This window comes from Ktedonobacterales bacterium (genome assembly GCA_036557285.1).
GTDB lineage: Bacteria > Chloroflexota > Ktedonobacteria > Ktedonobacterales > DATBGS01 > DATBHW01.
Genome location: DATBHW010000018.1, coordinates 1 through 24,832 on the forward strand (window position 1 = coordinate 1; position 24,832 = coordinate 24,832).

A 24,832-nucleotide genomic window follows, 5' to 3' on the forward strand; every position below is an offset into this window, starting at 1 on the left:
CACTTTCCAGCGACCTACTCCTGCCGGATACCTTTGAGTAGTATCAGCAGTGCCCAGGCATCGCCAGGTCCAGGGCCAGCAACGGTCAGGTTGGCATTGATCAAGGCCGGCTGTGAATTATTTGGCAGACAGTACGTGCAACATGTGCTGTTTCCAATCCTTCGGGCCGCTCCTGTGCGGATTCGGCCACCAGAGCGCGTGGCGCTTTCGCAGCAGGTGCAGCGGCTGTATAAAGGACGAAGCAGTGGGCAAACAATCCAGATGGTGGAGTCGGTGGGTTTGCGGGAAGTGGCGCAGGCGCAGGGCCTGCTGACCGTGTATGTGCACGTTCCCGTGATAACCACCGATGACTTTCGAGAGTCGTTAAAGATGATTGGGTATTGGGGCCAAACCGATTCATTCGCAACCTGTGTAGCTGTCGAGGAAGCGGTCCCTTTGGAGGAAGAATGCATCCTTCCTTTACGAACCCTTCCCTGGCGAGCGCCCATTGGAGCGTTTTTTAGCTGTGTCTTGACCGAGTTTCGCCACACAAATCTCTCCTGGGAAGAAGTGGTACCTGAGGAGCAGACTGTCGAGGAAGATCCCCTTTTGAGAGAACTCTATGTATGGCCTATGCTCCTCGCAGAACATCGTGCAGGAAATAAACTGCTTGTTCGCAAATCGTTCAAGGAGAGAACAGTATCAGATAGATAGACCCGGAAGGAGACCCACGGGGAAAGCAGTTGAGATGACCAATTCCAAAAGATCTGTCTCCAGGGTAGTGAGAGCGCAGAGCTTGGCGACGGGAGTGATGGACACAAGAGGTTCTCCTTGGAGAACGTGTTGAGCTTTCGTTTGCTGGAGAGTAACCTATTATAACTGCCTGAGAAGCAGAGAGAGTTTGAAAATAATTCAAGCAAACTTCATAAAAATGTGCATAAAAACCGTTCGGTTGGAGAAACGGTATATTTGACTGCGGTTGCAATGGCCTCTATTCCAGAGATGGATTTGAAACGCGCGGGGAAGTCTGGATGGCGTGCCAGCCAGGAAAGTTGCAATGGCCTCTATTCCAGAGATGGATTTGAAACCTGCGCGCGCCGCGCAATCAGCAGCCAGAGGCCATCGTTGCAATGGCCTTTATTCCAGAGATGGATTTGAAACATGGTGTAGCAGTACCATTCTCGGAACGCTTCTGGTAGTTGCAGTGGCCTCTATTCCAGAGATGGATTTGAAACTACGCTTTGCCATGCCCAATGCCCGCTTCTACAGCGCGTTGCAGTGGCCTCTATTCCAGAGATGGATTTGAAGGGCCCCCACCAGTGCGACGACCATCCGCGGGTTCAGGATTTACAATGACCGCCATTCCATAGATGGATTTGGAGGTTTTACAGGCCTCTGCAATATTGCAAGTTTGATGAGGAAGAGTAATTGTTGAATTTCAAGCTATGCTTCCAGCACACGCAAGCAAAGATGTAACTCTTCTCAATGCCTTTTCCGGTTTCTGATCGAGTGAACGGAAATGGGATGAGGCTGTCCAGGCAGTGCATTCCTCATTCCAAGGCGAGCGGGGGGTTTTGAGGTGCTATTTTGCAGTAGGATTCAAAGCAAGCGGTATTGTTATGACTACAGGAGAAATAGGCTCTCAGCAGCGCTAAATTTGCTCACTGCACTGCAAAACTGCTATTACTGCACTACAAAAATGCACCTACTGCACTGCAAAGTCACACCCAATGCACTGCAAAATCAGCGGTTACAAATTAGCTGAGGAGCCATGCTGAGTGAACTGCTTCCACTGAAGCCTGGGATGATCGTTGCGCTGATCGGGGCTGGCGGCAAAACAACCACTATGTTTCGGCTGGCAGCAGAGCAGGCGGCTCGCGGCCTGCGGGTCATCACCACCACCACCACCTATATCTTCCCGCCGGGCGCAGAGCAGACGGGAACGCTCGTGCTGGAGACAGACCGCGCAGCCTTACTGGCGGGAGTCGCCGCTGCGCTGGCGAGGCAGCTTCACATCACAGCAGCCACAGCGGCTACCCCTGAAGGCAAACTGCGCGGCGTGCCGCCAGAGTGGGTAGCTGATCTGCTCAGCCTTCCAAAAGTGGACTTCGTGCTGGTAGAGGCCGATGGCGCAAAGGGGCGCATGCTGAAAGCTCCGGCGGAGCATGAGCCAGCGATTCCCTCCACAGTACATCTCGTCTTATTGCTGGCGAGCGCCGAGGCGCTGGGGATGCCGCTGAGCGACGCTATCGCGCATCGGCTGGACCGTGTAGAAGCTATCACGAGCTTGAAGGCTGGCGAAATCTTGACACCCCAGGCGCTTGCCAGATTGGCAGCACACCAGGAAGGGTTATTGAAAGGCGTACCACAGGGGGTACCCGCCGTCCTGGCGCTGACACACGTAGATGAGCGCAACCTGGACAGCGCAGAGAAGACCGCCCGGCATGCCCTCGCCTCCGGGCGTCTGGCTGGCGTATTACTTTGCTCATTGGAGTGGGCGCAATTCAGGAAGAACGGGGCATAGCTCCTGAGAGTTGATAATCCATTGCCACCGCCACGATATTGCTCATGTTGAGCATGGCGCGCAATTCGCTGGTATCGAAGGGCGTAGAACGCGCCAGGATAACCACTCCACGAAGCTGGTCCCTTGAAAGCAGCGGAACACCGAGCAGCGCCAGGTCATCTTCCCCAAGCAGTTCTTCTGTGACGCGCCCAACAAAGACTCGCCCCCCTGGCGCGTGTAAGATGGGGCGGCGCTTTTGGGCGACCCAGGCGGCAACCGATTGCTTATCGCTGGCCGGAATGCGCAGTTTCTCAAGTTGAGTATCGTGCGCGCCCAGCCGGGCCACCGCCCTTAGCTCCTGCGCCTCCTCTACATAGCCAAAAATGACCGCCTCATCACAAGGCACTAAGCGGCGGAGCATGGCGACAATCGCCCGCAAAATCTGCGGCGTCCCCATCATACTCGTCATAGCCCGCGCCACATCCAGAAACGCGGCCAGTTGCTGCGCCTGTCGGTGTGACGCTTCTGCCTGGCGCGCTCTGGAAATTGCCAGAATAGCCTGGTCGGCCAGCGCCTGAAGCATCCTGAGCGCCTGCTGGTTGAACATCCTGGGAGACGGGCTTGAGACGGTAATCGCGCCAAGCAATTGCTCGCCCGAAAGCAGGGGTACACACAGCATCGAGCCGCGCACAGGGGCGCCAGACCCCTGGCAGCGCGGATCGCTCGAAACATCGTTAATCAGGGCGGGGGCACGGTTGGCCGTCACCCAACCCGCGACACGTTGTTGCATAGGCGCGCGGACGCGGCTTGATTCGGGAGCATCTTGAGAAAGAGCGGCTATCGAGATAAGCTGATTGCTGGCAAGGTCTACCCCCGTAATCCAACAATGGCGCGCTCCCAGCAACGCCAGCGCGTTTACCATGATCTGTTTGAGCGTTTCAGCCAGATCGCTCACCGACTGGGTATGATGGGCAGCGCGATAAATCGGTCTGGTGGGCCTGGGGCCAGCCGGATCATACCCAAAGCGAGCGCCTTCCTGGTTGCTGTCCTTCATTGTCGGCGCTGAAGCGTTCATAATCTTTTGGGCGCGGATACCCACGCGCTTGCGGCGTGGGAGGAAGCGCCCCCTCCTCTCGATTTCTGGTTTTGCTTGCCTCTGGTAGAATAGATCACGGTGCAAGGCACTCTGGCGAGGCAGCTACCAGAGCAACGGTCACGCACCTTTCCACTCAGGCGTAGGGGGTTCCGGCGAGTAGGCACCGTCGCCGGGTAAAACGCTGGCGGCATCTGCCTACACGGCTGATGTCAAGCAGCCGATGGTAGCCACGACGCTTGCGCGTCGTGAGTTACAAGCTCCCGCCTAAAGGCGGGGGTACTTGACAGTATCTCCCCTTCGTTCAATCTGAGCATCTTCGCTCATATCATCCGCTTCCAGCCGTTGCTCACAGGGCAGCCTGCCAGATTCAACCGCCCTTGCTGCCTGGAGCTTACCCACCAGGCAGCAAAAAGCATGCCAACTTGCCGCTGCCTGTACCGCCAGCCTCCGTGCTGGCGCAACGTTGGCCTGTTGATACGTTGTCCTTGAGAGCGGGCGTCCGCGCTAGCGAGCCGTCTCGCCGCCAGGGACGGCGGCGGTACACGCGACGGCCTCTTGCTCATATTGTCGGGAGGGGTGGCTGTGCTGTCACTCGTGGCTGAAGGTATCGTCTGAAACAGCCTCGGCGGCATCCAGCTTTGCCAGACGCGCCAGATAACGCTCGCGCAGCCGATCAGAGAGCGGCACGCCGCTGCCAGCCCGGCGCAGCATCACGATCTCCGCCATAATACAGAGGGCAATCTCCGCCGGGGTGCTGCCGCCCAGGTCGAGGCCAATGGGCGCGCGCACGCGGGCCAACTTCTCGGCTGACACGCCCTCATCATGCAGCAACTTATAGACCGCCCAGATACGGCGCTGGCTGCCAATCATCCCGATATAGGCCGCTTCGGAATCAATCACTGCCCGCAGCGCCTCTACGTCGTGGCTGTGAGCGCGAGTCACCAGCACCAGATGGCTGCGCGGCGTGATGCGCAACCCCCGCAGCGTTGGCTCGGCGCCGCCAACGAAAATCTGGCTGGCCTGGGGAAAACGATCTTTGTTCGCAAACGAGGCCCGGTCATCAATCACCGTCACCTCAAAATCAAGCGAAGCGGCAAGTCGCGCCAGCGGAACGGCGATATGCCCCGCGCCAACAATAAGCAGGTCAGGGCGCGGCAAGAAGGGGTCGAAGAACACTTCTGCTATGCTGCCCTCAGAGCCAGCATACTCTACAACGCCCGGCTCGCTCGCGCGTATCGCGGCAAGCGCGGCCTCGCGGATGGTCGGCTCAAGAGCAGGCTCCAGGTCAAGCGTACCAGTAACCGCGCTGTCTTCGCGCACCAACACCTGAGCGCCCAACCGCTGATGCCAGGCTCCGGTAGCATGAATCACCGTGACCAGCACAGCAGCCTGATTTGCCGCCAGCGCCTCCTCAGCCGCGCGAGCATACTGGCCCATTGGCAGGTCGAGCGGCGCCAGGCGCGGGCTATTTGACCAGGGCTGTACAAACACCTCGTATGTGCCGCCACAGACGCCCTGGCTGCTCAGCGCAATCTCTTCCGTCAGATCGACATAGACCGACTGTGGGCGTCCGCTCTCAATCGCCAGGAGCGCGCTGCGCCAGATTTCAGCCTCGCCGCAGCCGCCGCCAACCGTACCCGTAATCGCGCCGCCAGGATGTACGATCATCTTCGCGCCCACTTCGCGTGGCACAGAACCACGCCGCTTGACGATGGTCGCCAGCGCAACCGTCTCCCCTTTTTCCAGCGATTCAGCTAATTCTTGAAAGAAGGCGCGCATGGATGCTCTCCTGTTGTCACTTGTAGCGCCGCCATCTTGGCGGCCAACGGCGAGCCGCCTGGAAGGCGGCGCTACAAGGGTACGCTCCTGTGTGATTTCAGCCTCGTTTTCCCCACACCCGTAAATTCTGTAAATTCTATGAACTCGATATACACCATCTTCTTAAATAAAAAATCATCGTCAAGAATTTACGGAATTTACAGAATTTATGGTATTCCCCCTTTGGAGCCATTTTCCATCTCCAGCTTTCGGCTCCTCAAGGTACATCATTACGCATCATAGCCCGCCCTGCTCATCCAGCGCCGCCAGAATCTTTTCGGGCGTAATCGGCAAGTCGCGGATACGCACGCCAATCGCGTCGAAGATGGCGTTGGCGATGGCAGGCGCTGGCCCATTGATAGGCACTTCGCCCGCTGATTTCGCCCCAAACGGGCCGGTTGGCTCCGGGTCTTCTATCAGAAGCGTCGTCATCTGGGGCATATCCAACGTCGTGAACAGTTTGTAGTCCACAAACCCCGGATTGCGCACCCGCCCCCGCTCATCCAGCTTGATCTCCTCACTCAGCGCGTAGCCCAGGCCCATCGTCACCGCGCCTTCCACCTGGCCGCTGGCAAGCGTTGGATTGATCGCCCGGCCCAGGTCCAGCGCGTTCACCAGCCGCGTCACGCGCACCTGCCCCGTCTCAATATCCACCTCCACCTCAGCAAACTGCGCGTAAAAGGGCGCGGGCGAATCGTGAATCGAGAAATCGCCCTTACCCATGATCTGCTGGCGATGGTTCCCATAGAGCGTCTCAATGGCAATGTCGGCAATCGTCAGCCTGGTGGGCGCATCAGCCGACCAGATCACGCCATCGTGAATAGCGAGTTGATCGGCTGGGGTGGTCAAGAGATCGGCGGCCACCTCCAAAATCTGGCGGCGCACCTCTCTGGCTGCCAACTCCACCCCTTTGCCGCTGATATAGGTCGTCGAAGAAGCATACGAGCCGTAATCGAAGACGCTGATGTCGGTATCTGCGCTGTGCATCAGAATCTTTTCCAGCCCCACTCCCAGCGCCTCAGCGGCAATCTGCGCCAACACCGTATCGCTGCCCTGGCCGATGTCAGTTGCGCCCGTCATCACATTGAACGAGCCGTCTTCATTCAGCTTGATCGAAGCGCCGCCCAACTCGAAGCCAGCGACACCGCTGCCCTGCATCGCCGTCGCCATTCCTCGTCCCCGCCGGATGGGGCCAGTGACGCGGGCGCGCTCGAAGGGCTGCCCCCAGCCAATCGCCGCCGCGCCACGCTCCAGGCATTCCGCCAGCCCGCATGAGTTGAACCGGCGATGATGAATAGTAATGCCGTCAATCACCTCAGTATCAATCGGATCGTAATCGCCCTTCTGTACATGGTTCTTGCGGCGAAACGCGAGCGGGTCCATGCCAACGGCGCGGGCGCATTCATCAACATGACTTTCCAGCGCAAAGAAGCCCTGCGGCGCGCCATAGCCGCGCATCGCCCCGGCAATCGGGCTGTTGGTATAGGCGACATCGGCTTGAAAACGATAGGCGCGGGCACGATAGAGGCACAGCGTCTTGTGGCCGCTGCTGCGCACAACGGTAAAGCCATGCGTGCCATACGCGCCGGTATTACCGATGCTGTGCATATCAATCGCCAGAATGGTCCCATCGCGCTTGAGACCGGTACGCATCCGCATAATGATGGGATGCCGGAACCGCCCGGCGCTGAACTCCTCGCTGCGCGAATAATCCACCCGCACCGGACGCCGTGTCGCCAGGGCTAACGCGCCCGCTACTGGCTCCAAAAGCATCTCCTGCTTGCTGCCAAAGCCCCCGCCCACGCGCGGCTTGATAATACGTATTCGGGCAATCGGCAGCGCCAGCGCCTCAGCAAGCTGCCTGCGGGTATGGTAGGGAACCTGGGTGCTGCTGACCACGTTCAGCCGCTCATACGGGTCCAGGTATGCGATGCTGATATGCGGTTCGAGCGCGCAGTGCGCAATCCGCTGCACCCGATATTCCCCCTCGACCACCAGTTCCGCCTCGGCCATAGCCGCGTCAACATCACCGCGCACCAGCAGTTCATGAGCAGATATATTATGGGTGGCGTCATATATCTCCCCATTATGCGTCCCATAATTGGGGTGGTGGGTATCCGGCTCGTGCAGTTGCGGCGCGCCGTCCTTCATCGCCTCCAGCGGATCAAAGACAGCGGGCAGCGCTTCATAGCTCACATCAATCAGCCCCAGCGCCTCTTCGGCAAGCTCCACCGTCTCAGCAGCGGCAAACGCCACCCAATCGCCGACATAGCGCACCCGGTTATCGAGCAGATACATATCATAGGGTGAAAGTTCAGGATAGGGCTGACCAGCCGTCGTATGGCGCACACGCGGCACATCGCGCCACGTCAGCACAGCATGCACTCCTGGCAGCGCCAGCGCCCGGCTCGCGTCAATATGCAGGATATTAGCATGCGCGTGGGGCGAGTGCAGGATGCGTCCGTAGAGCATATCGGGCATCTCATACTCGGAGGCATAGACCGGAGCGCCAGCCACCAGCGGGCGCGCGTCTACCCGCCGCTCGGCGCGACCCACAACAGCAAGGTCATGCGATGTGATCGTTGGCGAGTTTTTTTCAGAAGTGCTGGTACTCATGAGACGCTGCCCTCTTAATGATACTGACGCCACTTGTAGCGCCGCCTGGAAGGCGGCGCTACAAGTCAAACGCTCCTCTTCATGCAGATGTAGTCTGATACGCCTTCAGGTTGCTTTCAATCTGCCGCAGGTGAACGCTGTCATGCTCCGCCCAATGCCCTAGCCATTCCTCGCCGGTAAAGACGCCATATTCAGGCTGATGGCCCTGGCGCGCCCAATCCGACTCGCGCAGTATCTTGATAATGCCCAGGCTGGCAGCGCGCTGAAGGTTGAAATCGGCCAGCAGTTCATCTACATGGTCACGGGTGGTATTGCGGTTGGCATACCACTTCTGCTCATCATGCGGTGTCAGATGCGGGTGATCCTCTTTCACGATCCGCTCCAGACGCAGCCGCATCACGTACATCTCATCATCCACCAGATGCGCCAGAATTTCCCGAATGCTCCATTCGCCCTGGCCCGGATGAAAATCAAGCGCCTCATCCGCCAGGCCAGCCGTTAAGCGCGCTAACGCTGGCCCGGTTTGTTCAAGCACTGCGATGAGTTCAGTACGGGTAGTTGTCATATATCTCCTGCTTCAGAAACAATGAAATCAGGCGTTCATTTCGACCATCACACATTCTGGTAACAGGCGCACACTTACACCTATTAATAAGCCAGCCCGATAATCACAATAATACTCCTGCGGACGCCTTTGGGAGAACATCTGCGGCAGAAAATGGGGAATATTCTCAACCACAGCAGTATTCTGAGGATCGCAAACCCACGCGAGAGGCTTCCAGCATAACCGCCCCTCCGGCGTGACCCATTCTCTTTCCCACGTCTCAGCCCCAGGCGACAGTTCCGCCAGAAAAGCATACATACCTTTGCTGGGTCCAGTGGGGTCAGTGCCATTCGGCCAGGTGACGATACCTGCAAAGCGGCAAGTTAACGACCTGCTGAGATCAATTCCCGCTTCCTCTAACATCTCGCGCTGTACACAGGCAAATGGCGTCTCATTCGGCTGAATCTTCCCGCCCAGCCCGTTCCAAAGCCCCTGGTTGGGTGGACGGTTCCGGTAGAGCATCAGAACGAGATCGCCCCGATAACAGAAGCAGATCGTGTACGAGAGCGTCATCATACCCGCTCCTCCAGCGAACGCTGCTCCCTCAGCAGCGCAGCCGCTCGCAGCGCCGCTTCAATCGGCTTGACATAGCCGGTGCAGCGGCAAATACTGCCCGCAAAGCCCGCGCGCACCTCCTCTTCGGTTGGATCAGGATTTTCTTGCAGCAGCGCGTAGGCGCGAATGATAAAGCCAGGCGTGCAATAGCCGCACTGCGCCGCGCCAGCCTCGGCAAAGGCTTCCTGAATCGGATGAAGCTTCGCGCCGTTCGCCAGCCCCTCCACCGTCACCACCTCTACGCCGTCAGCCTGAGCCGCCAGCATACAGCAGGCGTTGATCGCCGCGCCATTGAATATGACACCACAGGCGGAGCAATCCCCCGTCCCACAGACCAGCTTTGGCCCCTTGATATTGTGATGCTGAAGCGCCTCCAGCAGCGTTTCCCCTGGCTGAACGCGCCAGCTTTGCGCTCGCCCGTTGACGGTTAGCGTCATGTCGAGCGCCGTATCATTCTCAGGCATGATGCCACTCCTCTGGCTGAGGCGCGCGTCCGGCTGCCTGGCGCAGTGCCCGCAGCGCAGCGACGCCGCTCATCCTGCGCCGATAATCGGCGGATGCGCGATGATCGCTGATGGGCCGCGCCGCTTCCACTGCAAATGACGCCGCCTGCTGAAAGACCGCTTCAGAGGGCTGCTGGCCCTCCAACGCCGCTTCAGCCGCGCTGGCCCGTATAGGCGTCGGGGCCACCGCGCCAAGCATTACGCGCGCCTGCACAATGATTCCATCGCGCACGACCAGTGTAACAGTAGCGTTCACCATCGCAATATCGTCAGAGACGCGCCCAATCTTATAAAAGCCGCCGCGCATGGCAGCGTCAGGTTGGGGAATCTGAAACTCCGTGATGATCTCCCCAGGTTGGCGGATGCTGCGGGCCGGGCCGGTAAAAAACTCGCTCAGCGGCACAATGCGCCTGCCCTGCGGCCCCGCCAGAACGACCAGCGCGTCCAGCGCCAGCAGCGGCGGCGGCGTATCAGCCGAAGGCAGCGCCGAAGCTGTGTTTCCGCCAAGCGTCGCCATATTGCGAATATTGGGCGAAGCACAGACCGCCGCGCTGCGCGCCAGAATACCAGACGCCAGCCCCTGGATCAGCGGGGAGCGCGCTACCTGGCGCATCGTCGCGCACGCGCCGATCACTATCATGCTCGTACTGGGATCATCTTCCAGGCCAGAGATAAAAGCCAGGCCCAGATCGCGCAGGTCCACCACCTCACGCACGCCAACCATATAGCGCGGATTCACCAGCAGATCGGTCCCACCAGCAATCACCGTCCGGCCCGCGTCCGGTTCGCTCAGCAGGCTGATCGCCTCGTCAATATGTTTGGGGCGATGATACGCCCGAATCTTTAACATACCAGGACGCTCCGAGAATATCTTATGCAGATGCTCCCAATAAATACAGCAAGGCTTCCAGCGCGCCACCCGCAATCGCCCGCGACTTATCTGAAATGCTAAAGCAATGTTCGCGCCGCGCGCGGGGGTCTATATCGCCAACTTTCATGCCCTGGCGAACCACCAGCCCATCATGCGCCAGGCCACGCAGCACGCCGCCAATCTGAGCATACATCGGCGTCCCGCCAACGGTAGCGATGACCTCGCCCGCCTTCACCACATCAGCAATAGCGTGCTGGGCCATCAATGAGCCATTAGCTGGCGCGCGCAGCAGCCGTTCCGACGTAAAGCCAGCAATATCGCCAGGGACGCCGGTATCTGGCTCAGCGCAGCCGCTCAGATAGACGCGCCCCAGGTTATGGCCGCGATTCGTTTCAATCACGGCATGCGTGTCAACTCCGGCCTCAAATCCTGGCCCCAGCGCCAGTGTCACCTGAGCATCGGTAAGCTGCATGCCGATATTACGCTTGGCAAGCCTCGCATCAATGAGCGCCGTTGGGTGCAGCGCCCGCAGCAGCGCCCCATCCTGGTCAATCAACACCGGCATTTGGCCCCGCGCCAGCGCCGCGCGCGCGCCATCCAGGCTATCCACGCGCACGCCAGTAAGCCCCTCGATCTCGATGGAGCCGGTATAGACCGCTTCAGCAAACGCCACCGTGCGCCGCAGCGCCAACGGTTGTGGCAATTCGGTTGCCACCACCGCAAAGCCAGCGCGGCTCAAACGATGGATGGTTCCGCTGGCAAGATCGCCAGCGCCTTTGACGCCCACCAGCATATGCCGAAACACGGTCATCTCCAACCGCTCAGGCGCATGGCCTGCGTAATGCGCTGCCCAGCCTCGCATACCGCCCGAATAAACTCAGCCTGGCGTGGGTGGCAGCGTTCGCTCGGCCCACCTACCGAAACGGCGGCAGTAACAGCGCCCGTTTGATCGAAGATCGGCGCGGCTACCGCTTCCACTCCCACCTCTAACTCTCCGCAAGAGACCGCATAGCCCCGCGCGCGCACCTGGCGCAGTTCTTCGAGAAGCCGACGCGGATCAGTAATCGTCTGCCCGGTATAACGCTTCAGAGACATCTCCGAGAGCAAGTCTCGCAGACGGCCCTCCCACTGATACGCCAGCAGTGCTTTCCCAGTTGAAACAGCATGGGCCGGAAGGTGCTGGCCGGGTACATTCACTTCGCGCACAAAATAATAAGAATCTTCGGTATCAATGATAACAACATCCAGGTGTTCCAGCACCGCCAGATGCACAGACTCGTGCGTCTGATCGCGCAGGTCCAGCAAGATCGGTCTGGCCGCACGACGAACCGTATTGGTACTGAGGAGGCCCGCGCCAAGTTCGGCTACCCGCAGGCTCAGTTGATATTTGTGGCTGTCCTCGTCCTGAATGAGCAAGCCCTCAGCAACGAGCGCGCTGACGATACGATGAACCGTTGATTTTGGCAAGCCGGTCAGTTCCGCCAGTTCGGTAATGCGCAGCAATCCCCGGCTCTGGAACGCAGAAAACACGGAGGCAACCCGGCGCACCGTCTGAACTGTGCCATTGCTCTCACCGTGCCGCATGGCCTGCCTCGCATTTCTGTTCCGTCCAGTGGAATTTTGTTCCATTATCGGTGTGAACAGAGTATACTTGCGGGCAAAGCTGCTGTCAAGAGTTCCTGGGAGGTGTTTCGTCATGGGCATCGCGCGCCGGATTCGCGTAGCGCGGGGTGAAGAGGCTGGTGATCTGATTCTTCGGAATGGTCAGCTTGTCAACGTCTGCTCTGGTGAAATCTATCCAGCCGATGTTGTCATCGTCGAAGGTGCTATCGCGGCCATTGGAGAGCCAGGGCAGTACGACGCTCCCGACTCCCGTGATCTCGGCGGGCGTTTTCTCGTGCCTGGCTTGATTGACGGGCATATGCACATCGAAAGCACAATGCTGACGCTTGCGCAGTTCGCGCAAGTTGTTGTCCCGCACGGCACCACCACAATCATCATAGATCCTCATGAATATGCCAATGTGATGGGCGTGGAGGGCATTCGCTACGCTCTGGCATCCGGGCGCAACCTCCCGCTTACCGTCTACGCGGTCCTCTCCTCCTGTGTGCCCGCTTCTCCGCTGGAAAGCCCACGTCAGGCGCTTTCCGCCGCCGATCTCTTGCCGCTCCTCGATGATGATCGGGTGCTGGGCCTGGCTGAGATGATGGATGTGCCAGGCGTCCTGCACGCTGAGCCGCAGGTACTGGCGAAAATTGAGGCGAGCAGAGCGCGCGGGCGCGTCGTGGATGGTCACGCGCCCGGTGTGCGCGGGCGCGACCTCAACGCCTATGCGGCTGCGGGGATCATGTCCGATCACGAAAGTACCGCGCTCGATGAGGCGCGTGAGAAACTGCGCCTGGGCATGTGGCTGATGGTCCGTGAAGGCTCAGCCGCCCGCAACCTGGAAGCCTTGCTCCCTCTGATCAAAGAACTCACCCCACCGCGCGCCTGCTTTGTCACCGATGACCGCGACCCGGTAGACCTGGTGAAGCGCGGTCATATTGATTCGATGGTACGCATGGCAATCGCTGGCGGCCTCAGCCCGATGCAGGCTATCCGCATGGGGTCGCTCAACACTGCGCAGTATTTCCGCATGGATGATCGCGGCGCGCTGGCGCCCGGCTACGTGGCCGACATCCTGGTCATAGATGATCTGGAGAGCTTTACCATTCAGGAAGTGTATAAAGAGGGCGTTCTGGTGGCGCAGGCTGGCAAGGCGCTCTTTACCGCGCCCGCCACCGAGGCCATGACAGCCAGCACTGTCCACACTGGCGCCATTCGCCCGGAACAGTTGCGTATCTCAGGCCACGAAGGCGATGTAGCCGTGATTGGCATTGAGCCAGGGCAGATCACCACGCTGCGCCTTACCGAAGCAGCGCCGCTGGCCGATGGGCAGCTTGTGAGCGATGTCTCGCGTGATCTGCTCAAGCTCGTCGTAGTAGAGCGCCATCATGCCAGCGGCCAGGTCGGCCTGGCGCTGGTCAAAGGCTTTGGACTGAAGAAGGGAGCCATTGCTTCCACCGTCGCCCACGACGCCCATAATCTGGTGATTGCTGGCACAAACGATGCTGACATTCTGCGGGCCATCGAAGCCATCAATGAGCTTGGGGGTGGCTTCGCGCTGGTCGTCGAGGGGGAGGTGCGCGCCAGTGTGCCGCTGCCGCTGGGCGGGCTGGTTTCGCCGCTGCCAGTCGCTGAACTTGTCAGCCAATTGCAAGCCCTCGACGCCGCTGCCGCCGAACTAGGCTGCGCCCTGGAACACCCCTTCATGACGCTCAGCTTCTTAAGCCTATCGGTCATACCATCGCTCAAGCTCACTGATCAAGGTTTGATTGATGTCACCGCCGCGCAGGTCGTGCCGCTGCAACAATAAAGAGGGACCAGAAATGCTCCTCAATGTCACTGAATATCATCGGCCAGAAACGATTGCCGAGGCGGTGCGCCTGCTGGCGCGGCCAGGCATCAAGACGGCTGCTCTTGCCGGAGGCACGCTGCTAGTTGGGCAGCGCGACGATGAACTTCGGGCGCTGGTAGACTTGCGCGCCCTCGGATTAAACACGATCAGCGAGCAAGGCTCACAAATGCGATTCGGCGCGATGCTGACGCTGCAAGCTCTGGTTGATTCACCGCTGGCACGCGCGATGGTCGGTGGCATCCTGGTGCAAGCCGCCGGAACATCGGCAGCACGCCTGATTCGTAACGCCGCCACGATTGGCGGCACGCTCGCCTCTGGCCCAGCCGCCAACGCCGACCTGCCCGTTGCCCTGGCCGCGCTGGATGCCCAGGCCCGTCTGATAGGCCAGGCAGAGCGCCTGGTTCCGGCAGAAACCGTCTTCGAGGAACGCCAGCCTGGAGAACTGCTGGTTGAAATCATCATCGAACGGCCCCCTGCCCATGCCGAAGGCGCGGGTGCGCGAGCGACCATCGGGAGCGAGACTGCGGGAACTGGGTTCCCGCAAGCGCCCGCCGCCGAAGGCGCGTTTGTGCGCGTGGCTCGCGCGCCCGACGACGTAGCCCTGGTTCACGCAGCGGCATTCTTGCTGATCCAGAGCGGCATCTGCCAGCAAGCGCGTGTAGCGGTTGGCGGCGCTGGCATGGCTTCTGCGCGTCTTCACGCAGCCGAGAGCCTGTTAGCAGGCCAGAGCATCACCCAGGAGCACATTGCCGCAGCCGTAGTGGCTGGCATAGATGCGTTTGCGCCTCCGCCTGATTTTCGCGCCAGCCCGGCCTACCGCCGCGATGTCGCCGCCACGTTGGCGCGCCGGGCGCTGGAACAATGCGCCGACGCTGCGCGCTGGAAGCAGTTGATGGGCAACAACAAAGCATAGTCGGAGGAACGCCAGGCATGTCTCTCGAAGAGAACAAAGCCATCATTCGCCGTGTCATTGAAGAGGTGGTCAACCTGGGAAACTTGAGTATCATCAACGAGATATTTACTGCTTCATTCGTTGATCGCTCTTCTCCCGACCAGCCAGCAGGCCCGGAGGGTGTCAGGGCTTTTATTTCATCGGTTCGCACCGGCTTCCCTGATCTTTCTGTCAAGATTGATGATCTGATTGCCGAGGGAGACAAAGTGGTCATTCGCACGACCTGGCAGGGGACGCATCAAGACACTTACGCGAAGAATGCGCCAACTGGCAAGCAGGTGTCACGAACTATGATCCAGATTTTCCGGCTGGCGGATGGCAAGATTGTCGAGGAGTGGAACGAAGGAACAGCATTATTATGATGACTCGCCTTGAAACCGCCCGCCTCTCACTCAGGCGGCCAACCGAAGACGATATACCAGTGCTGAGCGGCCTCTGGCGCGACGAACGGGTCCAGCAATATCTTGGAAGGGTACTCACCCAGGAGGCAGCGGAAGAGAGGGTTGCCAGGCTCCTCCAATCGTGGGATGAGCAGAACTTTGGCCTCTGGGCTGTCTACGAGCGAAACGCCAATATAGCTATTGGCCTTTGCGGCCTCTCCCCCTTGGAGGAGGTGGTTGAACTTTCCTACAAATTTGCTCCCGACTTTTGGGGGCGGGGATATGCGACAGAAGCAGCCACAGCCAGCCTTGATGAAGGCTTTCGCCGACTGGCCCTGGAGCGCATTGTAGGAATGACACAAAGCGCAAATACAGGCTCCCAGCGCGTCTTGGAAAAGCTCGGTATGCGCTTTGAGCGGTCCCTGCGAGCCTGGGATGCAGAACAGTATTTTTATCGCTTGAACCGGGACTATTGGCTACGCGATAGGCCGCAATCAACGCCAGCCCATAAGCAATCAAGTTAGTGAATCTCATAGCAAGGGGTAGCAGATATGCGCATCGGCTTGAATATAAATGGCGCGCGCCGCTCACTAGAAGTCGCGCCGGGCGCGCGCTTGCTAGAAGTCTTGCGCAGCGAAGGGCTGTTCAGCGTCAAATATGGGTGTGATACCGGCGAATGTGGCGTATGCGCTGTGCTGGTGGATGGCGTCCCTCGGAACACCTGCGTCATGCTGGCGGCACAGGCCGATGGCGCCGCGATCACGACGGTAGAAGGGTTGGGTACGCCGCGCCAGATGCACCCGCTGCAACAGGCGCTGGCCGATAACGGCTCTGTGCAGTGTGGCTACTGTATTCCGGCGATGGTTGTTGCTGCCCAGGCGCTCTTGAAAGAGACGCCCGATCCCACTGAGGAGCAGATTCGAGACGCCATCTCCGGCAATCTCTGCCGCTGTACTGGCTACCTCAAGCCCGTGCAGGCCATCCAGCGCGCCGCCGCTATCCTGCGCGGCGAAGCGCCGCCGCCCGCGTTTGGCGATAACGAAATATGGTCGCCTGGCCGATCAGCAGAACATGGTGAACACGAAGAAGGCAAACACAGCAGCGGCGAGAGCAGCCCTACCCATGACCCGCGCCGCGCCGCGCCAGATGATCTGGAGACAGAAGCAGCAGCCAGCGTCTCTACCCTGGCGCAGCCGAAAACATCGCTGCGAACAGTGGGCAAGGCCGAACGCAAAGTTGATGCGATAAAGCTGGCAACCGGCAAGCCCTGCTTTGTAGACGACATAGAACTGCGTGGCATGCTGCACGCAGCCCTGCTGACCAGTCCCCACGCCCACGCGCTCATTCGCCATATCAACGCCGCGAAAGCCAGGGCGCTCCCTGGCGTCCACGCTGTCCTGACACACAAAGACCTGCCGCGCATCCCATACACCACCGCAGGCCAATCCTGGCCGGAGCCGGGGCCACATGACCAGTACAGCCTGGATAACGTCGTGCGCTTCGTCGGTGATCGCGTTGCCATCGTTGCCGCCGAGACACCCGAAATTGCACAGCAGGCGCTTGATCTGATTGACGTAGACTACGATGTCTTGCCTGCCCTGCTGGACCCGCGCCGCGCAATGGACACAGATGCCCCTTGCATCCATCCTGAGCCAGACTCGTACCGGATTCACGACCCCTCTCGCAACCTGGCGGCGCGCATTGAGGCAAACGTTGGCAGCGTTGAGCAGGGCTTTGCTGAGGCTGATCTGGTCGTCGAGGGCGAATACATTGTCCCCCAGGTGCAGCAGACGCCGCTGGAGCCACATATCGTCATCACCTATTGGGACGAGGACGAGCGCCTGATCGTGCGCACCAGCACCCAGGTACCTTTTCACGTTCGGCGCATCATCGCCCCGATCATCGGTCTGCCGCCCCGGCGCATTCGCGTCATCAAGCCGCGCATCGGCGGCGGCTTTGGCGTTAAGCAAGAGGTTCTGATCGAAGACCTGGCTGCCCACCTGACTATTGCTACCGGCAGGCCCGTTCGCTTCGAGTATAGCCGCGCGCAAGAGTTTCGCAGCAGCCGCTCGCGCCACCCGCAGATTCTGAAGATGCGTACCGGCGTCAAGCTCGACGGCACGATGACCGCTAACGAGATGGTCGTGCTGGCAAACACCGGTGCATATGGCACGCACGCGCTGACCGTCCAGAGCAACACCGGCTCCAAGTCGCTGCCGCTCTATCGCGCGCCGAATATCCGCTTCGTGGCCGATGTGGTCTATACGAACCTGCCCCCGCCAGGGGCGTTTCGGGGCTACGGCGTGCCGCAGGGCATCTTTGCCCTGGAAAGCCACATGGATGAGGTTGCCAAAGCGTTGGGCATGGACGTGATTGCCTTCCGGCAGAAAAACTGGATACGCCAGGGCGATGAGAACCCGCTCTCTGTCGCGCTGGGCGAAGGCAAAGAGGGTCTGGCGCAGGTGATTCAGAGCTGCGGCCTGCCGGGCTGCATCGAAAAGGGCAAAGCGGCCATCGGCTGGGACGAGAAGCGCGGCCATCCGGGCGAAGGGCGCATCAAGCGCGGCGTTGGCGTCGCCATCGCCATGCACGGCACAGCTATTGCCGGGCTGGATATGGGCGGGGCCAGCATCAAGCTCAACGACGATGGCTCCTTTAACGTCCTGGTGGGCGCAACCGACCTGGGTACCGGCTCGGATACGGTGCTGGCGCAGATCGGCGCCGAAGTGCTGGGCGTCCCCATCTCCGACATTATCATTCACTCGTCTGATACCGACTTCACGCCCTTTGATACCGGCGCCTATGCCTCCAGCACCACCTACATCTCAGGCGGCGCAGTTAAGAAAGCGGCAGAGCAGGTACGCGAGCAAATCTGCGAAGTGGCCGGGCGCATGCTCAACGCTCCGCCAGCCATGCTGCGACTAGAGAACCGGCGCATCTATGCGCCCGATGGCCGCAGCGTCAGTATCTCCGATGTGGCGCTGCATTCGCTGCATGTCGAAAATCAGCATCAGATCATGGCAACCGCCTCCACCATGAGCTACGATTCGCCGCCGCCCTTTGCCGCGCAGTTCGCCGAAGTCGAAGTTGACAGCGAGACTGGCGCGGTGCGTGTCGTCAAGATGATCTCAGCCGTTGACTGTGGGCGTGCCATCAATCCCGCGACGGCTGAAGGCCAGATTGAAGGCGGCGCAACGCAGGCGCTCGGCTACGGTGTCTGCGAAGAGATGCGCTATGACGACCAGGGCGCGCTGCTGACCACCGACTTCACCACCTACCACATCTTCCGCGCCGACGAGATGCCCGCGATGGAAACCTATCTGGTGGAAACCAGCGACCCCTACGGCCCCTATGGAGCCAAGGCTGTCGCGGAAATCCCTATTGACGGCATGGCCCCGGCCATCGCCAACGCCGTCGCCGATGCCTTGGGAGTGCGCGTGCGTGAAGCCCCGCTGACGCCGGAACGAGTGTGGCAGGCAATGAGAGAGGGCGCTGGCGATAAATGATTGTACGTTTACTCACAGAAGAAGATATAGAAGCGCTTTGGAGTGTCCGCTTGCGCTCCCTTCAAGATAATCCAGAAGCATTTGGCTCAACCTATGAGGAAACGCTTGGGCGGGGCAAAGAGAATATGCGTCAACGGCTGCTGAAGCCGCATGCAGAAACCTTTTATATCGGCGCGTTTGAGGAAAGCCTGGTGGGTATCGTCGGCTACTTTCGTGAATCAGGAGTAAAAGGCCAGCACAAGGGCTACATCATCAGCATGTATGTGACCCCTGAGCAGCGTGGGCATGGCATTGGCAAGGCTCTGGTAGCTGAAGCTATCGCTCAGGCGCGCAAGGTAACCGGACTTGAACAACTCCTACTCGCTGTCGTCACCAGCAATACAGCCGCTCGCCGATTGTATCTATCCCTTGGCTTTCAACCCTATGGTCTGGAACCACGCGCGCTGAAACGCGGCGAGCAGTATTGGGATGAAGAACTGATGATCTTGCCCTTGCAGTGACCTCTACGTACAGGAAGAACGGGCCATGCCAGATACGCTTATCGTCAACGCAACTATCGCCACGCTCGGCCAGCCCAGCGAACTCATCGAGGATGGGGCGCTGCTCGTGCGTGATGGGTTGATCGCGGCTATCGGCAAGACGGCTGATTTGCACGCGCAGCACCCCGAAGCTGACTTCGTGGATGAGCGCGGCGGGCTGGTGCTGCCTGGGTTTCTCTGCGCCCATACCCATTTTTATGGCGCGTTTGCGCGCGGCATGGCAGTTCCAGGCGAGCCGCCCAAAAACTTCCCTGAGATTCTGGAGCGGCTCTGGTGGCGGCTGGATAAGCTGCTCACACTCGAAGATACTCGCGCCAGCGCCGACATCTTCATGGCCGATGCCATCCGACACGGCACAACCTGCGTCATTGACCACCATGCCAGCCCCAACGCCGTTGATGGCAGCCTGGATGTGATTGCCGAGTCGGTTGAGCAGGCGGGCATCCGCGCCTGCCTGGCCTATGAGGTTTCTGACCGCGATGGGCCAGTTATCACCGAGGCAGGCATCCGCGAAAACGAACGCTTCATTCGCTCACTGCACGAACGCCCATCCGGCAGGCGAGCCATGCTTGCTGGCAGCTTTGGCCTGCACGCTTCGTTCACCCTCAGCCCAAAATCGCTGGAACGCTGCGCCGCGCTGGGGCTGGCCCTGGGCGTGGGCTTTCATATCCATGTCGCTGAAGACGCCTGCGACGAAGAAGACAGCCTGGCAACGTATGGCGTGCGCACAGTAGAGCGCCTGGAACGCAGCGATATTCTAGGGCCGCTGAGCATCGCCGCGCATTGCGTGCATGTCAACAGTGGCGAAATCAGGCGGTTGGCGCACACACGAACCCATGTCGTACATAACGCGCGCTCGAATATGAACAACGCGGTGGGCGTGGCTCCCGTACAGCAGATGCGCGAAGCTGGCGTCAATGTTGGGCTGGGCAACGACGGCTTCAGCATGAATATGCTGCAAGAAATGAAGACCGCCTATCTCATGCCAAAGCTGGCCGGGCGCGATCCGCGCCTGATGGGCGGCGATGTTGTCATGGATATGGCTTTTGCCAGCAGCGCGCGCATCGCTGAATCCGTCTTCCGGCCCTTTGCAGAGACGCCGGAGCATTTCTTCGGCGAACTGCGCCCTGGCGCGGCGGCTGATCTGGTAATTCTGGACTATAACGCGCCCACACCGCTGACGGCTGGCAATCTGCCCTGGCACCTGATATTTGGCGCAGACGGAACCCATGTCCGCGATACGATGGTCGCTGGCCGCTGGCTGATGCGTGACCGGCGCTTGCTAACGCTCGACGAAGAGCGCATCATGGCCCGCGCCCGCGAATTATCGGCAAAGCTGTGGGCAAGGATGGAATGAAGGAGGAGTGCTGCATGAATGGGTGGGAAAACTTTTTCATCGCTGAGGTTGGCGCGTCGGCGGCCCTGACGGGGCTGATCTTCGTTGGGGTCTCAATCAACCTGGCGAAGATCATCGCCTATCCAGGGCTGCCAGGCCGCGCCTCTGAGGCTCTGGTGGTGCTGCTGGCGGTGCTTATCACGTCTTCGCTGCTGCTAGTTCCCAGCCAATCATTGACACTTGTTGGCATCGAGGTACTGGCGGTCGGTCTGGTTGCCTGGGGAGCAACTATCGCACTCCAACAGCATAGCTGGCGGCAGTTCGAGGCCCAATACCGGCGACCTTTCATCATGCAGGTTGCTCTGAATCAAATTGCGACAGTGCCATTGATAATCTCAGGCATTGTGATATTGACCAAGGGGGCGAGCGGTCTTTACTGGCTTGTTTTTGGCTTCATATTCTGCTTCCTCGCTGCGCTTTTGGACGCCTGGGTGCTGCTGGTTGAGATCAATCGCTAAAAACAAATAACCATAAAACCTAAGAAAAAAGGAGCATACAATGGCTCTGGCGAGCGATATTGACAAGATCAAGCATGAACTGGCAAAACACCAGGATGACATGATCACCTTTCTGCGCGAAATTATCAGAATCCCCAGTTATGATAGCCAGCTTGGCCCAATAACAGATGTCGTTGGCGCGCGCATGCGCGAACTGGGCTTTGACGAAGTGCGACGCGATACGATGGGCAATATTCTTGGCCGCGTGGGCTATGGGCCGCGCGTGATGGTCTACGACAGCCATATTGATACGGTGGGCATCGCAGACCGCAGCCAATGGCAGTGGGATCCCTTTGAGGGCAAGGTGGAAGATGGCATTATCTATGGCCTGGGGGCAGGCGACGAGAAATGCTCCACGCCGCCGATGATCTACGCGCTGGCCGTTCTCAAACGCCTGGGGCTGGCGAAAGATTGGTCGCTCTATTACTTCGGCAACATGGAAGAGTGGTGCGACGGCATTGCCCCCAATGCCCTGGTGGAGCATGAGGGCATCCGGCCAGAGTTCGCGGTCATCGGCGAATCCACCAGCATGCAGATTTATCGCGGCCATCGCGGGCGCATCGAGGTCAGCGTGACGTTCAAGGGCCGCACCTGCCACGCCAGCGCACCGGAGCGCGGCGTCAACGCCATGTACCGCGCCCTGCCCTTCATTGAAGGCGTGCAGCGCCTCCACGAAGAACTGAAGACACGCGGCGACCCGTTCCTTGGCCCTGGCTCCGTTGCCGTCACCAATGTCACCACTAAGACCCCCTCGCTGAACGCCATACCCGATGAATGCAATATCTACCTGGACCGACGCATCACTGTTGGCGAAAGCAAAGAGAGCGTCATTGCCGAATTGCGGGCGCTGCCTGGGGGCGACGAGGCCAGCATCGAAATCCCCATGTACGAGGAGCCGAGCTATACCGACTTCACGTTTCCGGTGGAAAAGGTCTATCCTGCCTGGTCGCTCCACGAAGAGCATCTGCTCATTCAAGCGGCCAAAGAGACGACCAGAGCCGTCTATGGCAAAGCGGCCCCCGTCAGCAAGTGGGTCTTCTCCACCAACGCCACCTACTGGATGGGCAAAGCGGGCATACCCTCGGTTGGCTTTGGCCCTGGCATCGAAACCTTCGCCCACACCGTTCTCGATCAGGTACCTATCGAAGAAGTGACGCAGTGCGCTGATTTTTACGCAGCCTTACCGCTGGTAGTAAGCGAAATGGGGCGGGGATAAAAATACTACGTTCTCCTAAAGAGGTTGTCGTTATGACACAGCTTGCAGTGGTAGCCATCGGAGGCAATTCGCTGATTAAAGACAGCGCCCATCAGACCGTACCGGATCAGTGGAACGCCGTATGCGAAACAGCCGCCCATATTGCTGCGATGATTGGGCAGGGCTGGAATGTCGTTATCACGCATGGCAACGGCCCACAGGTTGGCTTCATCCTGCTTCGTTCCGAGCTATCGCGGCATCAGCTTCATCCGGTCCCGCTGGATTCCTGCGGCGCCGATACACAGGGCGCTATTGGCTATATGATTCAACTGGCGTTGCACAACGAGTTTCGTAGGCGCGGCATCAACCGCCAGGCTGTTACTCTGGTGACACAGGTGCTGGTTGAGGCTAATGACCCTGCCATCCAGCGACCCAGCAAGCCCATTGGGCCATTCTATACCGAAGAGCAGGCAAAGAACCTTCAGGCCAAAGATGGCTGGGCGATGGCTGAAGACGCCGGGCGCGGCTGGCGGCGCGTCGTTGCTTCCCCGCGACCAAAAGAGATTATCGAGCAAGCTGCCATCCAGACCATGATCGAGAACCACTTTATCGTCGTGGCCGTTGGTGGCGGTGGCATTCCCGTCGTCCGCAACGAAGCGGGCAATCTGCGTGGCATCGAAGCGGTCATTGATAAAGACCTGGCTTCCAGCCTGCTCGCCTCATCCCTCAAAGCCGATCTGCTCTTAATCTCCACTGCCGTTGAAAAGATCGCCCTGAACTACCGCAAGCCGGACCAGCGCGATCTGGATAGGCTTTCGGCCTCAGAGGCAAAGCACTACTTCGGCGAAGGTCAGTTCGCCAAAGGCAGCATGGGGCCAAAGGTGCAGGCCGCCCTGGAATATCTGGAACGCGGCGGCAAAGCCGCGCTGATTACCACGCCGGAAAGTATCGAGCGCGCCCTGACAGGCGAAACCGGCACCTGGATTCTGCCAGATGGCGCCGAGCTACCGGCCTATATCAAGAAAGCATCCCATATAACACCATAAGATCAGGCACAGAAGGATAGTAAACGATGAAAACCAACCTGCGCGGCAAAGATTTTATCAGTACCCAGGAATGGACGAAAGAAGAACAGGAAACCGTCCTGCAACTGGCAGACGATCTCAAGATGAAGTGGGCGCTCGATGAGCCAACACCCTATCTACGCGATAAGACGCTTTTCATGCTCTTCTTCTTCTCCTCCACGCGCACTCGTAATTCCTTTGAGGCGGGCATGACTCGCCTGGGCGGCCATGCCATCTTTCTAGAGCCAGACAAAATGCAAATCTCGCATGGCGACACGCCGAAAGAAATTGGCAAGATTCTCGGCTCCTACGGGCATGGCATTGCCATTCGCCACTGCGATTGGGGCGAAGGCAACCAGTATCTACGGGCAGTAGCCGAACACGCTCCTATTCCGGTTATTAACATGCAGTGCGACTGGTTTCACCCCTGCCAGGCAATGGCCGATCTGATGACAGTGCGCGAGAAGAAGGGCCACGATCTGCGTGGGAAAAAAGTGGTGATGTCCTGGGCCTACGCCAAGAGCTATACCAAACCGCTCTCGCTGCCGGTCTCGGTAGTGCAGCTTTTCTCTCAATTTGGCGCGGATGTTACCCTGGCGCATCCCCCTGGCTTTGAGCTGATGCCGGAAATCCTGCAAGACGCTGAGGAAAACGCGCGCAGAAGCGGCGGCAGCTTCAAGATCGTCAACGATATGGATGAAGCCTTCGTCGGCGCTGATGTTGTCTATCCCAAGAGTTGGGGGCCGCTCTATTCCATTCCCGACCCGCAAGCGTCGGCTGAGGCCATCAAGCGTTACGCTAATTGGATTTGCGACGAACGCCGCATGCGCCTGGCCCAGGCAGACGCGATCTATATGCACTGCCTCCCGGCTGATCGCGGTGTGGAAGTAACCGACGCGGTGATTGATGGCCCACAATCAGTCGTTTACGATCAGGCCGAAAACCGTATGCATGTCCAGAACGCGATTATGGCGCTGACAATGGGGGGACGCTAACCCGTTCCTGCTCAGAAACAATTGGTCTGGCAAGCGAGCAAAACCGGCCCTGGAGGGTTTTCAATGCAACAATGGCAATACTGTACGGTAGAATGGCTATGGGATGTGCGGTCCATTCGTGTAAATATGCCGGATGGTAGCGAAAATCTTCATTCAGGCAGCTACCCCGAAGTGGTCATGGCGTTGACCCAGCTTGGCGGCGCTGGATGGGAAGTTGTCAGTTGCGTGGGCGTTTCCAACTGGCTGTTCTGGACATTGAAACGCCCGGCCTAGCCCTCTTGGGAACAAGAGCAAGCACAAAAAGGA

The 24,832-nt window shown here is 59.3% G+C and carries 23 protein-coding genes and 1 CRISPR repeat array; of the genes, 14 read left to right on the forward strand and 9 right to left on the reverse strand.

Features of this window, described 5'->3' with window-relative positions:
• On the forward strand, window positions 1-693 hold a 693-nt coding region (locus VH599_05890), incomplete at its 5' end, for a hypothetical protein (GenBank protein HEY7347832.1).
• Between the two features lie 264 nt (window positions 694-957).
• Window positions 958-1,360: direct repeats of the CRISPR family, unit length 28 nt; unit sequence TGGCCTCTATTCCAGAGATGGATTTGAA.
• 390 nt (window positions 1,361-1,750) lie between these two features.
• A complete protein-coding gene (gene yqeC, locus VH599_05895; GenBank protein ID HEY7347833.1) occupies window positions 1,751-2,503 on the forward strand; it encodes a selenium cofactor biosynthesis protein YqeC in 753 nt (250 codons plus the stop codon).
• Here yqeC and VH599_05900 read toward each other — a convergent pair.
• The 9 genes from VH599_05900 to VH599_05940 form a co-directional block, all read right to left on the reverse strand.
• Complete coding sequence (locus VH599_05900; protein ID HEY7347834.1) at window positions 2,484-3,557, reverse strand: GAF domain-containing protein; 1,074 nt, start codon at window positions 3,555-3,557, stop codon at window positions 2,484-2,486. The genes yqeC and VH599_05900 overlap by 20 nt on opposite strands.
• Before the next feature lie 609 nt (window positions 3,558-4,166).
• On the reverse strand, window positions 4,167-5,357 hold the full coding sequence (locus tag VH599_05905) for an XdhC family protein (GenBank protein ID HEY7347835.1): 1,191 nt from the start codon (window positions 5,355-5,357) through the stop codon (window positions 4,167-4,169).
• Between the two features lie 276 nt (window positions 5,358-5,633).
• Window positions 5,634-8,012: a molybdopterin cofactor-binding domain-containing protein gene (locus VH599_05910; GenBank protein ID HEY7347836.1), complete on the reverse strand. Its 2,379-nt coding sequence runs from the start codon at window positions 8,010-8,012 to the stop codon at window positions 5,634-5,636.
• A gap of 79 nt (window positions 8,013-8,091) precedes the next feature.
• A complete protein-coding gene (locus tag VH599_05915; GenBank protein ID HEY7347837.1) occupies window positions 8,092-8,577 on the reverse strand; it encodes a DinB family protein in 486 nt (161 codons plus the stop codon).
• A gap of 27 nt (window positions 8,578-8,604) precedes the next feature.
• A complete protein-coding gene (locus VH599_05920; GenBank protein ID HEY7347838.1) occupies window positions 8,605-9,132 on the reverse strand; it encodes an 8-oxo-dGTP diphosphatase in 528 nt (175 codons plus the stop codon).
• Window positions 9,129-9,635 (reverse strand): (2Fe-2S)-binding protein, encoded by a 507-nt coding sequence (locus tag VH599_05925; GenBank protein HEY7347839.1) that lies wholly within the window; start codon window positions 9,633-9,635, stop codon window positions 9,129-9,131. The genes VH599_05920 and VH599_05925 overlap by 4 nt, the downstream gene beginning before the upstream one ends.
• Window positions 9,628-10,524, reverse strand: coding sequence for an FAD binding domain-containing protein (locus VH599_05930; protein HEY7347840.1), 897 nt, complete (start codon window positions 10,522-10,524; stop codon window positions 9,628-9,630). The genes VH599_05925 and VH599_05930 overlap by 8 nt, the downstream gene beginning before the upstream one ends.
• Window positions 10,525-10,546: 22 nt before the next feature.
• The gene (yqeB, locus tag VH599_05935; GenBank protein ID HEY7347841.1) at window positions 10,547-11,356 is read right to left on the reverse strand and encodes a selenium-dependent molybdenum cofactor biosynthesis protein YqeB; all 810 of its coding nucleotides are present in this window, start codon (window positions 11,354-11,356) and stop codon (window positions 10,547-10,549) included.
• Window positions 11,353-12,129, reverse strand: coding sequence for an IclR family transcriptional regulator (locus VH599_05940; protein ID HEY7347842.1), 777 nt, complete (start codon window positions 12,127-12,129; stop codon window positions 11,353-11,355). Before VH599_05940 ends, yqeB begins: the two co-directional genes overlap by 4 nt.
• A 112-nt stretch (window positions 12,130-12,241) precedes the next feature.
• On the opposite strand from VH599_05940, the gene ade reads away from it, so the two are divergent.
• The 12 genes from ade to VH599_06000 all read left to right on the forward strand — a co-directional run bounded on the left by ade (window position 12,242) and on the right by VH599_06000 (window position 24,799).
• A complete protein-coding gene (gene ade, locus VH599_05945; GenBank protein ID HEY7347843.1) occupies window positions 12,242-13,960 on the forward strand; it encodes an adenine deaminase in 1,719 nt (572 codons plus the stop codon).
• 13 nt (window positions 13,961-13,973) lie between these two features.
• A complete protein-coding gene (locus tag VH599_05950; GenBank protein HEY7347844.1) occupies window positions 13,974-14,915 on the forward strand; it encodes an FAD binding domain-containing protein in 942 nt (313 codons plus the stop codon).
• A gap of 17 nt (window positions 14,916-14,932) precedes the next feature.
• Entirely contained in the window at window positions 14,933-15,316 is a 384-nt protein-coding gene (locus VH599_05955; GenBank protein HEY7347845.1) for an ester cyclase, read from the forward strand.
• Window positions 15,313-15,858, forward strand: coding sequence for a GNAT family N-acetyltransferase (locus VH599_05960; protein HEY7347846.1), 546 nt, complete (start codon window positions 15,313-15,315; stop codon window positions 15,856-15,858). Before VH599_05955 ends, VH599_05960 begins: the two co-directional genes overlap by 4 nt.
• 27 nt (window positions 15,859-15,885) lie before the next feature.
• Window positions 15,886-18,840, forward strand: coding sequence for a molybdopterin cofactor-binding domain-containing protein (locus VH599_05965; GenBank protein ID HEY7347847.1), 2,955 nt, complete (start codon window positions 15,886-15,888; stop codon window positions 18,838-18,840).
• Entirely contained in the window at window positions 18,837-19,340 is a 504-nt protein-coding gene (locus VH599_05970) for a GNAT family N-acetyltransferase (GenBank protein ID HEY7347848.1), read from the forward strand. Before VH599_05965 ends, VH599_05970 begins: the two co-directional genes overlap by 4 nt.
• Before the next feature lie 25 nt (window positions 19,341-19,365).
• The gene (ssnA, locus tag VH599_05975) at window positions 19,366-20,736 is read left to right on the forward strand and encodes a putative aminohydrolase SsnA (GenBank protein ID HEY7347849.1); all 1,371 of its coding nucleotides are present in this window, start codon (window positions 19,366-19,368) and stop codon (window positions 20,734-20,736) included.
• 14 nt (window positions 20,737-20,750) lie between these two features.
• Window positions 20,751-21,233 (forward strand): hypothetical protein, encoded by a 483-nt coding sequence (locus tag VH599_05980; GenBank protein HEY7347850.1) that lies wholly within the window; start codon window positions 20,751-20,753, stop codon window positions 21,231-21,233.
• A gap of 40 nt (window positions 21,234-21,273) precedes the next feature.
• A complete protein-coding gene (locus VH599_05985; GenBank protein HEY7347851.1) occupies window positions 21,274-22,488 on the forward strand; it encodes a YgeY family selenium metabolism-linked hydrolase in 1,215 nt (404 codons plus the stop codon).
• Between the two features lie 32 nt (window positions 22,489-22,520).
• The gene (gene arcC / locus VH599_05990) at window positions 22,521-23,513 is read left to right on the forward strand and encodes a carbamate kinase (protein HEY7347852.1); all 993 of its coding nucleotides are present in this window, start codon (window positions 22,521-22,523) and stop codon (window positions 23,511-23,513) included.
• Between the two features lie 26 nt (window positions 23,514-23,539).
• Window positions 23,540-24,526, forward strand: a complete 987-nt coding sequence (locus VH599_05995; GenBank protein HEY7347853.1) for an ornithine carbamoyltransferase — start codon at window positions 23,540-23,542, stop codon at window positions 24,524-24,526.
• A 63-nt stretch (window positions 24,527-24,589) separates the two neighbouring features.
• The gene (locus VH599_06000) at window positions 24,590-24,799 is read left to right on the forward strand and encodes a hypothetical protein (GenBank protein ID HEY7347854.1); all 210 of its coding nucleotides are present in this window, start codon (window positions 24,590-24,592) and stop codon (window positions 24,797-24,799) included.
• The last annotated feature ends 33 nt before the right edge of the window (window positions 24,800-24,832 follow it).

Excerpts from the sequence above, each read along its gene's own strand:
- yqeB (HEY7347841.1), bottom strand. The coding sequence starts at position 11,356 with ATGACCGTGTTTCGGCATATGCTGGTGGGCGTCAAAGGCGCTGGCGAT.
- VH599_05920 (HEY7347838.1), bottom strand. The coding sequence starts at position 9,132 with ATGATGACGCTCTCGTACACGATCTGCTTCTGTTATCGGGGCGATCTC.
- ade (HEY7347843.1), top strand. The coding sequence starts at position 12,242 with ATGGGCATCGCGCGCCGGATTCGCGTAGCGCGGGGTGAAGAGGCTGGT.
- VH599_05930 (HEY7347840.1), bottom strand. The coding sequence starts at position 10,524 with ATGTTAAAGATTCGGGCGTATCATCGCCCCAAACATATTGACGAGGCG.
- VH599_05955 (HEY7347845.1), top strand. The coding sequence starts at position 14,933 with ATGTCTCTCGAAGAGAACAAAGCCATCATTCGCCGTGTCATTGAAGAG.
- VH599_05985 (HEY7347851.1), top strand. The coding sequence starts at position 21,274 with ATGGCTCTGGCGAGCGATATTGACAAGATCAAGCATGAACTGGCAAAA.
- VH599_05965 (HEY7347847.1), top strand. The coding sequence starts at position 15,886 with ATGCGCATCGGCTTGAATATAAATGGCGCGCGCCGCTCACTAGAAGTC.
- VH599_05925 (HEY7347839.1), bottom strand. The coding sequence starts at position 9,635 with ATGCCTGAGAATGATACGGCGCTCGACATGACGCTAACCGTCAACGGG.
- ssnA (HEY7347849.1), top strand. The coding sequence starts at position 19,366 with ATGCCAGATACGCTTATCGTCAACGCAACTATCGCCACGCTCGGCCAG.
- VH599_06000 (HEY7347854.1), top strand. The coding sequence starts at position 24,590 with ATGCAACAATGGCAATACTGTACGGTAGAATGGCTATGGGATGTGCGG.
- VH599_05970 (HEY7347848.1), top strand. The coding sequence starts at position 18,837 with ATGATTGTACGTTTACTCACAGAAGAAGATATAGAAGCGCTTTGGAGT.
- arcC (HEY7347852.1), top strand. The coding sequence starts at position 22,521 with ATGACACAGCTTGCAGTGGTAGCCATCGGAGGCAATTCGCTGATTAAA.
- VH599_05915 (HEY7347837.1), bottom strand. The coding sequence starts at position 8,577 with ATGACAACTACCCGTACTGAACTCATCGCAGTGCTTGAACAAACCGGG.
- VH599_05980 (HEY7347850.1), top strand. The coding sequence starts at position 20,751 with ATGAATGGGTGGGAAAACTTTTTCATCGCTGAGGTTGGCGCGTCGGCG.
- VH599_05910 (HEY7347836.1), bottom strand. The coding sequence starts at position 8,012 with ATGAGTACCAGCACTTCTGAAAAAAACTCGCCAACGATCACATCGCAT.
- VH599_05900 (HEY7347834.1), bottom strand. The coding sequence starts at position 3,557 with ATGAACGCTTCAGCGCCGACAATGAAGGACAGCAACCAGGAAGGCGCT.
- yqeC (HEY7347833.1), top strand. The coding sequence starts at position 1,751 with ATGCTGAGTGAACTGCTTCCACTGAAGCCTGGGATGATCGTTGCGCTG.
- VH599_05940 (HEY7347842.1), bottom strand. The coding sequence starts at position 12,129 with ATGCGGCACGGTGAGAGCAATGGCACAGTTCAGACGGTGCGCCGGGTT.
- VH599_05960 (HEY7347846.1), top strand. The coding sequence starts at position 15,313 with ATGATGACTCGCCTTGAAACCGCCCGCCTCTCACTCAGGCGGCCAACC.
- VH599_05905 (HEY7347835.1), bottom strand. The coding sequence starts at position 5,357 with ATGCGCGCCTTCTTTCAAGAATTAGCTGAATCGCTGGAAAAAGGGGAG.
- VH599_05950 (HEY7347844.1), top strand. The coding sequence starts at position 13,974 with ATGCTCCTCAATGTCACTGAATATCATCGGCCAGAAACGATTGCCGAG.
- VH599_05995 (HEY7347853.1), top strand. The coding sequence starts at position 23,540 with ATGAAAACCAACCTGCGCGGCAAAGATTTTATCAGTACCCAGGAATGG.